Raw genomic sequence first — 13,382 nt, forward strand, 5'->3', positions numbered from 1 at the left:
TTTTATCCTCACTTACTAGTTATCTTTAATACCGGCACATCTGCCTTAACTTCACCTGTTGTAATCAGCTTAAAACTAGAAACATCATCCATGTTGGTAATAGTCATAATTACTATTGGATCCTTTCCAGCTTCTTTTATTTTTTCTATATCCATTTGTGCAATAGGTTGTCCAGCTTTTACTATGTCATTTTCTTTCACTTTGATATCAAAAGGACGTCCTTTTAGCTCTACAGTATCTAAACCCATATGCAATAAAATTTCTAAATTTCCTTTAGTAGATTTTAAAGTTAAGGCATGTTTTGTAGACATTACACTAACTACCTTCCCATCAACAGGAGCAACAATTTTCCCATCTTTTGGAATAATAGCAAATCCTTCTCCAAGCATTTTTTGTGAAAATACTTGGTCTTCAACTTCATCTAATTCTTCAATTTGTCCATCTACTGGAGCAACAATTTCTTGTGTTGTTAATTTAGAGCTGTCTTTTCTCCCATTTTCATCTGAAGCAGTCATATTCAAATTATATGCTTTCTCTTCAGCTTCTCTTCGTTCTTTAACTTCAGCATCAGCCTCATCTGCAGGAAGCATAGCTTCTTTAGGAACGCCCCAGAAGTAAGTAGCTATAAAACCACCAATATAAGAAGCCAATAAACCTAGTACATAAGCCCACCACATATTATGAGCAATTAATGGAATCAGTGCTACGCCTGAAGGTCCAATAGCTATTGATCCAACTTGACCGAAAGCAGCAACCACAGCACCACCAATACCACCACCAACACAAGCAGTAATAAATGGCCGACCTAATGGCAATGTAACACCATAAATTAATGGTTCTCCGACACCTAAGATGCCAACTGGTAAGGCACCTTTAATCATATTAACTAATTGTTTATTTTTCCGACACTTTACCCATAAAGCAATCGCAGCTCCTACTTGACCACCTCCGGCCATCGCTAAGATAGGAAGAAGAGGTGTAAATCCAAGTTTTTGAATCATTTCTAGATGGATAGGAGTTAATATTTGGTGTAACCCTAGCATTACCATAGGAAGGAAGAATAATCCTAAAATAAATCCTGAGATTGGTCCACCAACCTTTAATACCCAATTAATTCCACCTACAAGAGAATTAGAGAACCATCCCGCTAAAGGCATAATTACAAAAATTGTAAACAATCCCATTATTAGTATTGTCAAAAACGGTGTAAAAATAATATCTACCGAGTCAGCGATATGCTTATGGAAGAATTTTTCAACATAAGATAATAACCAAACACCTAATAAGACACCGATAATACCACCTTGACCAGCAGCTAGAGGTTTTCCATCAAAAATATTAGGAATGGTTACTGGAGCAACAATCCCAGGTAAGTAAACAATACCACCGATGATACCCCCTAGGCCTGGAGTAGCCCCAAATTCTTTTGCTGTATTAATACCCACATAAATATTCAAATAGGCAAATAATGCGCTAGAAATCATTGCTAAAACTGTTACGCCAAGATTCCAAGACATTGGCAATACTTTAGCAGTTAACAAGTTTCTCAAAATTCCCGCAACACCAGAAATTAATCCGGCACCTACAAATGCGGGTATTAATGGTACAAAAATTGCCGAAATATGTTGAAGAGCTGCACGCCACCAGGTCTTCTTTAATGAAGCTTTGTGAGCTGCATGAACTTCAGCAGCTTTCTTCTCAACTTCACTCTTATTAGATTGATATGAACTCGTTTCGGGAAAAGTTTCTCCTTCTTTTACGCCAGCTTCATTATTCATTATAGTTGCAACTTTAGTATTAACACCTGGTCCTAAGACAATTTCCAGTGTATCTGCTTCAACTACCCCCAATACACCATTTATCTTTTTCAATTTCTCCATATTTACTTTCGACATATCTCTAATTTTAATTCTGAGTCTTGTCATACAATGGATTAATGATTCAACATTACCTATTCCACCAATTTCTTGGTAGATTTCATCGCTTAGAATTTGATATTTATCCTTTGACATGATGAATCTCCTTATATAAATGTAAAAATGTTTCATTTAGATACACATTAATTTTTTATATCTATTAATGTAATCGCTTTCTACACCTAAAATATTAGATCCTATTAGTATCAATGTCAATAATTTATCCTTAATAAATCAAATATATTCAAGCTATAGTTTTATATAAAAATAAAATATTATTACATTTATTAAAAATGCTCATTTGATAATCTTGATGATATCTCTCTTCAAAACGACTACCACTTGCTAACTAAACGTAAGGGGCTTATAATACCTACCATTGTAATGTTTACACCTACAAGGAGAGGTGAATTTATGAGTCCTTTTTTCTTATTCATTTATTTAATTTTGGGTGGGATCTTAGGAGGTTTGCTATCAACCATTGCTAGCATGGCTTCTCTAGCAACTTACCCAATACTTTTATCCGTTGGAATTCCACCCGTATACGCTAATACGACCAATGATGCTGCTTTAATTTGGACTGGAGTTGGTTCAACAGCATCTTCACTTAAAGAATTAAAAGGGCATTGGAAAGAGGTAAGTTTCTATTCAATCTTTACAATTGTTGGATCAGCTTTAGGATGTATACTTTTAATACAATTTCCCGGGAAAATATTCGAAAAAATTGTTCCATTTTGTATTGCTTTTTCTGGCTTAATGATTTTATTTAGTGGAGATATTCATCTAGAAAAGGATGACAATAATCGGCTTCTTCAGATTATATCTTTACTTTGCCTAGTGATTACTGGTATCTATGCAGGATATTTTGGAGCAGCAAGTGGTGTTTTGATGCTCGTTATCTTGAATGCTATCAGTGATGATAACTTTTTAACTGTTAACGCTATGAAAAACATTATCGGTGCTCTTTCAAACTTAGTCGCTTTGATCATTTATATGTTTACTGCAAAAATTTATTGGAGTTCAGCTATTCCATTGGCTATTGGAGCTTTAATCGGAAGCTATTTCGGTCCTCGAATCATGCGTCATATTCCCGTTAAAGTCATTCGATTAGGCATTGCTGTTTTAGCTCTTATTCAAGCAGCTTACTTTGCATATACTGCATATAAATAAATCATTGTTTTATCCCCCTATTTATTTGTAATAAACATAAAAGCTCTACCTTTGCGCAGGTAGAGCTTTTTGAGTTGTTTTTAAAAATAGTTTCTTCGTATCAAATATACTATAACCTATTCTATATTTTTGTGAAGTGTCTTAATTCTTATCTTATATCGTAGCAAGCGGCATTTTTTCAGTCGGCTGCGGAAAATCATTATCAATCAATTTTATTTCGTCTGATGTTAATTTAATATCTTGAGCAGCAATATTTTCCTTCATATGTTTAACTGTGGCTGCCTTAGGAATTGAAAGAACATTACCATGTCTTAAGGTCCAAGCCAACATAATTTGATGGGGCGTTGCGTGATGTGCGCGAGCCACTATCTTAAGATTATTAGTAATTCTAATTGAATCCCCTTTACCCGAGTTAAACGGTGAATATCCAATAAAACTAACGCCATGCTTTTCTTGCCAAGGCAGAACGTCATACTCTACACCACGTTCAGAAAGATTGTATAAATCTTCATTAGCAAAACAATCTTCGCCACCTGGAACGCTAAATAATTCTTCTAGATCAGCCACATCGAAGTTAGATACACCCCAATGACGAATTAATCCTTCATTTTGCAATTCTTTTAACCCGCGTACTGTCTCAGATAAGCGCTTATCTCCGCGCCAGTGGAGCAAATATAAGTCTAAATAATCAGTTCCTAATCGCTTTAAGCTTTTTTCTAAGCTTTGTCGTTCTAATTCCGGAGAAGCATGATAAGGATAAAACTTTGAGATCAAAAAGAGTTGGCTGCGATCATAATCCTTAATAGCTTCACCAACTAATTTCTCACTCTTTCCTTCACCATACATTTCTGCAGTATCAATTACTTTAATTCCATTATCTAAACCATAGCGAAGTGCAGTTATTTCATCTTTTTTCTTAGAAGCGTCTTCGCCAATTCCCCAAGTTCCCATGCCTAAACCTGATAAGTTACTATCTTGAAAACTCTTCTCCATCTCTTCTCACCTCACTTAAATTTTACCGCAGAAAAAATAAATAAAAAAATGTTAGCGGTTTAAGTTGACTAGACCAATTTTATATTTTATAATGGACTAGACCAATGAATGAGGAGGTATACATAATTATGAAAATCATCGTAACTAAAGATAATATTGAAGGCGGCACTAAGGCATTTGAAATTATTAAAAAGGGAATGGAAGATGGCGACAAAGTTTTAGGATTAGCAACTGGCTCTTCCCCAATTCCAATGTATGACGATATGTGCGACAGCGACTTAGACTTCTCTGATATGACAAGTATTAACTTAGACGAATACTATGGCTTAAATCCAGACAACGATCAAAGCTACCACTACTTCATGCAAAAACACTTATTTGATAAGAAGCCTTTCAAGCACTCATATATTCCAGACGGAATGGCAAAGGATATTGACGAAGAAGTTGATCGTTATAACGACATTATTGCTGAAAATCCAATTGATATCCAAATCTTAGGTATCGGTAGAAATGGACACATTGCTTTTAACGAACCAGGGACTCCATTTGGCAGCTTAACTCATAAAGTTCAATTAACTGAGAGCACCATAAAAGCAAACTCTCGCTTCTTTGATAATGAAGACGAAGTTCCTCGTCAAGCTATTTGTATGGGAATTCGTTCAATTATGAACAGCAAGAAGATTGTTTTACTTGCTTTTGGTGAATCAAAGCAAGACGCAGTTAAAGCATTAGTCGAAGGCCCGGTTACTGAAGAAGTTCCTGCATCTATTTTGCAAGATCACCCAGATGTTACAATTATTTGCGACGAAGTAGCCGCAGCAAAACTTGATCCAAAATACAGAAATTAATCCTCATTTAATAAGACCGTTTACTTTGGCGAATTAATCGTTTTTTCGATTAGTTTGCTTTTTCTTTTTGCGCTTTTTTTACGTGTTCGCTTGACAACTAGTCATAATTCATTTTTTAAAAAGAGCTTGCTTACCTACCAGATATTGAATTACACTATTAAAGCAAACTATATATTGTAGAAAGAACGTGATGACAGTTATTGTATTGAGCGGGCCTATTGGAGCCGGAAAATCCAGTTTAACCAGTCTGCTTGCAGAGCATCTAGGCACTCAAGCATTTTATGAAGGTGTAGATAATAATCCAATTTTGCCACTTTATTATAAAGATATGGCACACTACACTTTTCTCTTAAATACCTATCTTCTAAATCACCGTTTGGCTCAAATTAACCAAGCTATTCGCGATCATAACAGTGTGTCTGATCGTTCAATTTATGAAGATGCATTATTTTTCAAAATGAATGTTGATAGTGGTATTGCCGACCCTACTGAATTCAAAATTTATGATAGTTTACTTGAGAATATGATGGAACAAGCTCCTGGCAACCCTAGCAAGAAGCCAGATCTTCTTATTTATATTCATGTATCTCTTGATACGATGCTTCATCGAATTCAAAAGCGCGGTCGTACATTCGAACAATTATCAACTGATCCAGGCTTAAAAGACTACTATGCTCGTCTTTTGTCTTATTACGAGCCTTGGTATGAAAAATATAATGCATCCCCTAAGATGATGATTGACGGCGATAAATATGACTTTGTCGCTGATGAAGATGCACGAAAAGAAGTTATCAGTACAATCGATCAAAAGCTTGCTGATCTAGGTAATTTGAACTAGTTAACGAATAGAAGGAACGTGATGACAGTTATTGTATTAAGTGGGCCCATTGGAGCCGGAAAATCCAGTCTAACAGGTATTTTATCTAAGTATTTGGGTACTGATCCCTTTTACGAAAGCGTAGATGACAATCCTGTTTTGCCATTATTTTACGAAAACCCAAAGAAGTACGCATTTTTATTGCAAGTTTATTTCTTAAATACTCGCTTTCAAAGTATTAAGTCAGCATTAACTGATGATAATAACGTACTTGACCGTTCTATCTACGAAGATGCACTTTTCTTCCAAATGAATGCCGACATTGGCCGTGCTACTAAAGAAGAAGTAGATACTTATTATGAACTCTTACATAATATGATGAGCGAATTAGATCGGATGCCTAAGAAGAACCCAGACCTTCTTGTCCATATCGATGTATCGTACGATACAATGCTTAAACGTATCCAAAAGCGTGGTCGCAACTACGAACAATTAAGTTATGACCCAACCTTAGAAGATTACTACAAGCGTCTACTTCGCTATTACAAGCCTTGGTATGAGAAGTATGACTACTCACCAAAGATGACTATTGATGGTGATAAATTAGACTTCATGGCTAGTGAAGAAGATCGTCAAGAGGTCTTAAATCAAATTGTTGCCAAGCTCAAAGAAATGGGCAAACTTGACGAAGATTGGAAGCCAAATTTAGTTAAATAAAAAAGCCACTACAAAGTAACTCTCAGAGTTATTCTCGCTCACTTGAGACTAGCGCTTAATCTCATGAATCAAAGAGACGTGAAACTTGATACAATACTAAACCAGTAGCAATTAAAGTAAATGTGTTGAGTAAACGCACAACAATGGCAGTCTAATTACTTGCCGAAAAGACGGCTTCTGGGGTGGTCACACTATCACTCCTTTTTTATATGCAAAAACTGCGGTCCGTATTGGATCGCAGTTTTTGCATACATTTTTATTTTATTAAATTAATGTCTTGAAGCACCACTTACTGCGTCTGCAGCTTCACCTGTTAATTGATTTTCCTTAGTAACAGGATATGGTTTCATAACGCTCTTGCTCGTTGAAGAAATTCCCCAATCAGCAGTGTAATCAAGATGATCGATTTTAGCATGTTTAATATCTTCAATTGTCTTGCAACCAGTCAATTGCATATCGATTAATAATTCCTTATTCAATTGCTCAATAACTGATTGAACACCTTGAGCACCACCAAGTGCTAAACCGTATAAGAATGGACGACCAATACCAACTAAATCAGCACCTAATGCTAATGCTTTAAAGACATGTGACCCGCGACGAACGCCACCATCAAGAATAATTGGAACGCGGTGGTTGCAGCTCTTTACAGCCTTGGCGATTTCAGGCAAAACATCAATTGTAGCAGGAGCACCATCAACTTCACGACCTCCGTGGTTAGAAACTACGATTCCGTCTGCACCTGCGCCAATTGCAAGCATTGCATCTTCAGCACATTCAACACCTTTAACAATTACAGGGACATCAGCAATTTCCTTAATCTTACGAATATCATCTGGGCCAATATTTTGAGCAGATGCCGCATACATTTGGGCAACGCTTTGTCCTTCGCCCTTTCCACCATTCCATTCATTAAAGAATGCAAGTGGAACAGGATAAGTAAAGTTAGTCCGTAAGTTTGCTTCACGATAGCCACTAACTAAGGCATCTACTGTTAAGAAGAAACCAGTAAAACCTGCCTTAATAGACTCTTCAATTACCATCTTATTAAAGTCCCAGTTCTTGCTCAAATACAATTGCATAAACCGAGGCGAATCACCAACTGCGCTTTGTACATCTTGAACACTCTTATTTGCATATGTACTCATCCCAAATAAAGCGCCAGCGGCCTTTGCACCTTTAGCAGTATCAATTTCTGCTTCTGCGTTAGCAATACCATGACATGCAATTGGACAAATCATGACTGGTGTTTTTAACTTCATTCCTAAAAATTCAGTATTAAGTTCTGGATCTTGCATTCCAGTTAAAGCACGAGGTACTATTTGAAAATGGTTGAAAGCCTGGGTATTGTTACGCCACGTCCATTCATTTTCAGCACCACTAGCTATGTAATAATACGCTGCTTCTGGTATTACATATTTTGCTTCATTCTCTAATTCGTTCAAGTTAACCATATGTAATTTTTCTTCTCTGGTACTTTGCGGGAACCCCTTATAGTATGTTGTCATCGCTATTTCCTCCAATCATTAAGTATGTTTCTATACATCTTGATTTTAGGCCTATTTCATCAATTTATTAAATAAAAGCTATTATGAAATGATTCACTAAGTATCAACTCAACACTCTATAGTGCCTTTATAGCGCTTTCCCCAGATAAAATTCGTGTTTACATTTATTTATCAGAATGATACACTGTAAAAGTTGCTTATTTAAAGCTAAAAAACGAACATTATGCCTGGAGGATAAAATGAATTTTATTAAAAACTACTTTCATTTAGAAAAGTTAGGAACTAATGTTAGAACTGAATTTATCGCTGGTCTAACCACTTTTATCAGTATGTCTTATATCCTTTTCGTTAACCCAAGCGTTCTTGGCGCTAGCGGAATGAATACAGGAGCTGTATTCACTGCCACTGCTTTAGCTGCTGCTCTTGGTACAGCAATCATGGGTATTGTAGCTAACTATCCAATTGGTGAAGCACCTGCTTTAGGAATCAACGCTTTCTTCGCCTATACTGTATGTATTGGCATGAAGGTATCTTGGCAAACTGCTTTAGCCAGTGTTTTCGTTGCATCAATCATCTTTATTTTAATTACCTTATTTAAATTAAGAGAAAAGATCATTGATTCAATCCCTTCAGACTTAAAATTTGCAATTTCATCAGGTATTGGTTTATTTATTGCTTTCTTAGGTTTACAAAATGGTGGCTTAATCGTTGCTAATAAGTCAACTTTAGTGGGTTTAGGTTCACTTCATAATCCACTTGTTTGGATTACAATTTTCGGTTTAATCGTTACTGTAATCTTAATGATCTTAGGTGTTCCAGGCGCAATTTTTATCGGAATGATTGCTGCATCCATTTTTGGAATCTGCACTGGTCAAATCGCTGTACCTCATAAGTTTATTTCTTTAGCACCAAGCCTTGCACCAACTTTTGGTCAAGCAATTTTCCATATTAAAGATATTAACTCACTTCAAATGTGGGTGGTTGTTTTAACTTTCTTACTTGTTACGTTCTTTGATACTGCTGGTACTTTAATCGGTCTTGCTCAACAAGCTGGCTTCATGAAAAACAATAAAATGCCACGTGTTGGTAAAGCCTTGGCAGCTGATTCTACTGCTATGATGTTTGGTTCAATCTTCGGTACTTCACCAGTTGGTGCCTTTGTTGAATCAAGTGCTGGTATTGCAGTTGGTGGACGTTCTGGTTTAACTGCTGTCTTTGTTGCCATTTTCTTCTTAATCTCAATGATCTTTAGTCCATTGCTTGGCGTCTTCACTACTCAAGTAACTGCTCCTGCCTTAATTATTGTTGGAGTTTTAATGGCACAAAACACTGCGCATATTCACTGGAATAAGTTAGAAATTGCTGTTCCTGCCTTCTTAATTCTACTAGGTATGCCACTTACCTACTCAATTTCTGACGGTTTGGCATTAGGAATGATTACTTACCCAATTTGTATGGTTTCTGCAAAACGTGGTAAAGAAGTTAGCCCAATGATGTGGGTACTGTTTGTAGTATTTATCATCTTCTTGTGGGTTTTAAACTTTAAGTAAGATAAAATTTACTAAACAAAAATACCGATTATCATCCATTTTGATAATCGGTATTTTTTATTGCTTTCTACTATGTTCGAGTAAAAATTTATATAACGGTATTATCTTAATTTTTACATTATTTTCTTCAATTATTTCTTCTTGTTCATAGGTAATTATCTTATATTCGCTAATATTTTTATCTTTTTCAGCCAAAGTAAGTAGCGCATTAACTTCTCGTTCTCTTGAAAAATCATCTAATTCCCAGGCCACTTGAATTGCTGTCCTTTCATTTGGTAAATAAAAATCTAAATCAATTTTATTTTTAATTGAATGCAAATAATATAAGTCTTTCCCATATTGATTATATAAAGTTAAAGCTACAATATTTTCTAACAACGCAGCTTCTTTTTTAAATAAAAATAGGTTTAACAGTCCATTATCTAAAAAATAGAATTTGGGTATACTTTCTCGTTCTGAAAATTTGCTGGCAAAATTCTTTATATCAAATAATAAATATGCTTCTTTAGCGTAATCTACGTAATTAATAGCAACCGGCACACTTATTGAATTACCAGTTTGTCTAACACTTTTAACTAATCTATTATATGAAACCTCGTGCATAACTGTTTCAGCAATTTTAGATATCAACAAACGTAGCGATTCTACATTTCTTACTTTGTTATGAGTTACCATATCTCCTAAAAAGATATTTTGGTAAATATTATTTAAATAGTCACGTGGTACAATTTGATTTATGCTTTCAGGCAACCCACTATTTTTAAGTAGGACGCATCAATATTTTGAATTTCATCAAAAAAAATATGACTTTTCATTAGAAAGTTCATTGGCTACTGAAATAATTAAATTTAGATCGCTCAATTTCATATCAATTAAACGTTCATCTTCAAAATTGATATAAATTATCTGTGACCAATCACAGCCATTTTTGACCAAATCTCGTGCAATCTTATTTTACAAACAAGCTTTCGCTATAATTATTTTCACAGCAAGTTTTATGAGCGGCGGTTGTTTTTTCTCTCGGAGGTGGGGCCTATGGTCAATATACTGCAGAAAGGGTTCAACCATGTCGGTTTACGAAAGTATCTCTTTGATGCTTTTGTTTGGTACGTTTTTGTTAGCCCTGCTAACTTACATCGACCACCACAAAAAATAAAAACGCCGCTCTACTTATAACTTTGGCGAGTTATAGAGCGCCGTTTTCAATGTTTCTATAATCATCTAGCCACCGCTCTTAAAGCGGGCTGTACAAGGAGATCTTCGGATCTCCTTTTTTCATGTCTAATTATATCATATCGCAATGAGAAATATTGTTTATAATTCTTTATTCTCTGCTAATTTCTAAGCAATACGATTTCTTTCCACATTTTGGACAAGTTAATTTTCTAAACTTAGGTGTATGTGGAGCTAAATTAAAGGCTAAAAATGACGGAATAAAGATATTCCCGCAATTAGGACATACATATTCAACACGGTCGTAATAGTATTTTGAAAAAAATACAGCTCCTAATACAGCTATCACTATAACTATAATCGGACTTAATCGTAATGCATACATTAAGCTAATACCTATCAATTCAATTATTATTAACATAATTAGAAAAATTAATATTTTTCGTCTTACTGTAGTCATTTTGTTTTCTTTTCTCATAATGCTTGTAATGTCAGAAAAATTAGTTAATGCGGCAGATAAAACACCTATTTTTTGTAAATGTTCTATCTGTTTTTGCTTTGCAGTCAATTTTTTAATTTTTTGTTTGTTTTCTTGATACTGCTGCTTTAAAAGCAACTCAAGCGATTGCTTTCCACGCTGATCTTGAATGAGCATTTTTATTTGTTTCAACGAAAAGCCAAGATCTTTTAGAAACAAAATTAATTCTATCTGCCTTATCTGTTCTTTTTCATAAAAACGATAGCCGTTCTCTTCCGTATATGCTGGTTTAACAAGTCCTTTTTCATCATAGAATCTTAGAGTACGTGTACTTACTTCTAGCATCGCAGCTACTTCACCAATTGAATATTTTTCTTGCATTACTTTCACCTCCTAGCTTCAAGATATCAATTAACGCAAGGTTAAAGTCAATATTTAAATTATAAAACATTATATTTCCCAGGCCATAATGTTCGGATTCCGCAAAGAATTTAGCCTTTTTTCGATTATTAATGCTAGTTTTAGTAATTTAATCGAATAATTGTAGTTTTTATTCTTGAAATAGTTAATAATTTAGATATAATTTTAGTTGAAGATTCGCTTTTAAATGACTAATAAACTAATTTGGTTATTTAAAATTCTATTTTTCTTTAAAATCCGAACATTGCCATATCTGGAGGGCTACATGAATTCAATTGGTAATTTTTTCCATTTAAATGAAAATCACACTTCATTTAAAACAGAGTTTTTAGCTGGGTTAACTACTTTTGTAAGTATGTCTTATATTCTTTTTGTTAACCCATCCGTTTTAGGAGCAAGTGGCATGAATAAGGGAGCGCTATTTACCGCAACTGCTTTATCTGCTGCTTTCACGTGTATTGTAATGGGACTAGTTGCCAATTACCCTATTGCTTCTGCACCAACCTTAGGACTTAACGCATTCTTTACGTATACGGTCTGCCTGGGAATGCATGTTAAATGGGAGACCGCCTTGGCTGCTGTTTTTGTTGCTTCGATTCTTTTTATCTTATTAACTGTATTTAAAGTACGTGAGATGATTATCGATGCCATCCCTAGCGACATTAAATATGCGATCTCAGCTGGTATTGGTTTATTTATTGCCTTTATCGGTCTTCAAGGCGGTAAGTTAATTAGTAAAAGTGATTCTACCTTAGTTACTGTTGGTGCTTTGAACAATCCACTTGTTTGGATCACAATCTTTGGTTTAGTTGTGACTATTTTTTTAATGATTGCTAAGGTTCCTGGGGCAATTTTTATCGGGATGATCGTAGCTGCTGTCTTTGGAATTGCTATTGGTCAAATTCCAATGCCAAAAGCATTCATCTCAGGCGTTCCAAGTCTTTCACCAATTTTTGGTCAAGCTGTTTTCCATATTAGCGACATTAATACTGTACAAATGTGGATCGTTGTCTTCACTTTCTTGCTTGTCACTTTCTTTGATACTACTGGTACTTTGATCGGACTTGTTCAACAAGCCGGCTTAATGAAAGACAACAAAATGCCACGTGCCGGTGAAGCTTTAGCAGCTGACTCCTCGGGTATGTTAGTTGGTTCCGTTCTTGGTACTTCACCAGTTGGTGCCTTTGTTGAATCAAGTGCTGGTATCGCAGTTGGCGGTAGAACTGGTTTAACTGCTGTCTGGGTTGGTATTTTCTTCTTAATCTCAACCATCTTCAGTCCAATCCTAAGTGTCTTTACCACTCAAGTAACCGCGCCTGCTTTAATTATTGTTGGAGTATTAATGGCTGAAAACTTAGCACACGTTCACTGGACTGATCTTGAAATTGCAATTCCTTGTTTCTTAATCGCACTCGGTATGCCTCTTACCTATTCAATTTCAGACGGTCTTGGCTGGGGCTTAATTATTTACCCAGTATCAATGCTGGCTGCTAAGAGATTCAAAGAAATCACACCAATGATGTGGATTTTATTCTTTGTCTTCGTCATTTACTTCGTAGTTCTGAATGTGAAATAAACGATTTAAATAAATTAGCAAAAAGGGTTTAGTACCCTTTTTATTTTTCTCCAATTCTTAATTCGATTTGCGTATACGATAAATTTCTGCTAGAATACTTAACAATCAAGTTATCTATATATCGTCGAAATAAGGTCGACAGTATCTACCCTGAGCCATAAATTCAGGACTATAGGTATCAGACGTCATAAATTTGCTTTAAAGGACATCTTTTAC

The 13,382-nt window shown here is 35.2% G+C and carries 12 protein-coding genes and 1 riboswitch; of the genes, 7 read left to right on the forward strand and 5 right to left on the reverse strand.

The genetic code is table 11. From position 1 onward, the window contains the following. Positions 1-8: 8 nt before the first annotated feature. Positions 9-2,012: a glucose PTS transporter subunit IIA gene (locus QM512_RS08230; protein ID WP_282805217.1), complete on the reverse strand. Its 2,004-nt coding sequence runs from the start codon at positions 2,010-2,012 to the stop codon at positions 9-11. Between the two features lie 318 nt (positions 2,013-2,330). Here QM512_RS08230 and QM512_RS08235 point away from each other — a divergent pair, with 318 nt between their 5' ends. Beyond that, on the forward strand, positions 2,331-3,086 hold the full coding sequence (locus tag QM512_RS08235) for a sulfite exporter TauE/SafE family protein (protein WP_282805218.1): 756 nt from the start codon (positions 2,331-2,333) through the stop codon (positions 3,084-3,086). 153 nt (positions 3,087-3,239) lie between these two features. On the opposite strand, the gene QM512_RS08240 is transcribed toward QM512_RS08235, so the two are convergent. Continuing rightward, the gene (locus tag QM512_RS08240; RefSeq protein ID WP_282805219.1) at positions 3,240-4,079 is read right to left on the reverse strand and encodes an aldo/keto reductase; all 840 of its coding nucleotides are present in this window, start codon (positions 4,077-4,079) and stop codon (positions 3,240-3,242) included. A gap of 128 nt (positions 4,080-4,207) precedes the next feature. On the opposite strand from QM512_RS08240, the gene QM512_RS08245 reads away from it, so the two are divergent. The 3 genes from QM512_RS08245 to QM512_RS08255 all read left to right on the forward strand — a co-directional run bounded on the left by QM512_RS08245 (position 4,208) and on the right by QM512_RS08255 (position 6,461). Then, a complete protein-coding gene (locus QM512_RS08245) occupies positions 4,208-4,927 on the forward strand; it encodes a glucosamine-6-phosphate deaminase (RefSeq protein WP_282805220.1) in 720 nt (239 codons plus the stop codon). 187 nt (positions 4,928-5,114) lie between these two features. Then, positions 5,115-5,765 (forward strand): deoxynucleoside kinase, encoded by a 651-nt coding sequence (locus QM512_RS08250; RefSeq protein WP_282805221.1) that lies wholly within the window; start codon positions 5,115-5,117, stop codon positions 5,763-5,765. Positions 5,766-5,786: 21 nt separating this feature from the next. After that, entirely contained in the window at positions 5,787-6,461 is a 675-nt protein-coding gene (locus QM512_RS08255) for a deoxynucleoside kinase (protein WP_282805222.1), read from the forward strand. 269 nt (positions 6,462-6,730) lie between these two features. On the opposite strand, the gene QM512_RS08260 is transcribed toward QM512_RS08255, so the two are convergent. After that, positions 6,731-7,969 carry an alpha-hydroxy-acid oxidizing protein gene (locus QM512_RS08260; RefSeq protein ID WP_282805223.1) on the reverse strand — a complete coding sequence of 413 codons (1,239 nt, stop codon included), beginning with the start codon at positions 7,967-7,969 and terminating at the stop codon, positions 6,731-6,733. 239 nt (positions 7,970-8,208) lie between these two features. On the opposite strand from QM512_RS08260, the gene QM512_RS08265 reads away from it, so the two are divergent. After that, a complete protein-coding gene (locus QM512_RS08265) occupies positions 8,209-9,519 on the forward strand; it encodes an NCS2 family permease (RefSeq protein ID WP_282805224.1) in 1,311 nt (436 codons plus the stop codon). 57 nt (positions 9,520-9,576) lie between these two features. Here the strand turns inward: QM512_RS08265 and QM512_RS08270 are convergent, their stop codons facing one another. Further along, positions 9,577-10,269: a DUF4143 domain-containing protein gene (locus tag QM512_RS08270; protein WP_282805225.1), complete on the reverse strand. Its 693-nt coding sequence runs from the start codon at positions 10,267-10,269 to the stop codon at positions 9,577-9,579. Between the two features lie 343 nt (positions 10,270-10,612). On the opposite strand from QM512_RS08270, the gene QM512_RS08275 reads away from it, so the two are divergent. After that, positions 10,613-10,675, forward strand: coding sequence for a putative holin-like toxin (locus tag QM512_RS08275; RefSeq protein ID WP_229036319.1), 63 nt, complete (start codon positions 10,613-10,615; stop codon positions 10,673-10,675). Positions 10,676-10,843: 168 nt separating this feature from the next. On the opposite strand, the gene QM512_RS08280 is transcribed toward QM512_RS08275, so the two are convergent. Then, positions 10,844-11,551 carry a MerR family transcriptional regulator gene (locus QM512_RS08280; RefSeq protein WP_282805226.1) on the reverse strand — a complete coding sequence of 236 codons (708 nt, stop codon included), beginning with the start codon at positions 11,549-11,551 and terminating at the stop codon, positions 10,844-10,846. Positions 11,552-11,855: 304 nt separating this feature from the next. On the opposite strand from QM512_RS08280, the gene QM512_RS08285 reads away from it, so the two are divergent. Further along, positions 11,856-13,166: an NCS2 family permease gene (locus QM512_RS08285; RefSeq protein ID WP_282805227.1), complete on the forward strand. Its 1,311-nt coding sequence runs from the start codon at positions 11,856-11,858 to the stop codon at positions 13,164-13,166. A gap of 94 nt (positions 13,167-13,260) precedes the next feature. Then, positions 13,261-13,358, forward strand: a riboswitch (purine riboswitch). The last annotated feature ends 24 nt before the right edge of the window (positions 13,359-13,382 follow it).

The sequence above is a fragment of the Lactobacillus isalae genome (assembly GCF_947539375.1).
GTDB classification, from domain to species: Bacteria; Bacillota; Bacilli; order Lactobacillales; family Lactobacillaceae; genus Lactobacillus; species Lactobacillus isalae.

Coding starts and splice junctions, on each gene's coding strand:
- QM512_RS08230 (WP_282805217.1), bottom strand. CDS start 2,012: ATGTCAAAGGATAAATATCAAATTCTAAGCGATGAAATCTACCAAGAA.
- QM512_RS08235 (WP_282805218.1), top strand. CDS start 2,331: ATGAGTCCTTTTTTCTTATTCATTTATTTAATTTTGGGTGGGATCTTA.
- QM512_RS08240 (WP_282805219.1), bottom strand. CDS start 4,079: ATGGAGAAGAGTTTTCAAGATAGTAACTTATCAGGTTTAGGCATGGGA.
- QM512_RS08245 (WP_282805220.1), top strand. CDS start 4,208: ATGAAAATCATCGTAACTAAAGATAATATTGAAGGCGGCACTAAGGCA.
- QM512_RS08255 (WP_282805222.1), top strand. CDS start 5,787: ATGACAGTTATTGTATTAAGTGGGCCCATTGGAGCCGGAAAATCCAGT.
- QM512_RS08260 (WP_282805223.1), bottom strand. CDS start 7,969: ATGACAACATACTATAAGGGGTTCCCGCAAAGTACCAGAGAAGAAAAA.
- QM512_RS08265 (WP_282805224.1), top strand. CDS start 8,209: ATGAATTTTATTAAAAACTACTTTCATTTAGAAAAGTTAGGAACTAAT.
- QM512_RS08280 (WP_282805226.1), bottom strand. CDS start 11,551: ATGCAAGAAAAATATTCAATTGGTGAAGTAGCTGCGATGCTAGAAGTA.
- QM512_RS08285 (WP_282805227.1), top strand. CDS start 11,856: ATGAATTCAATTGGTAATTTTTTCCATTTAAATGAAAATCACACTTCA.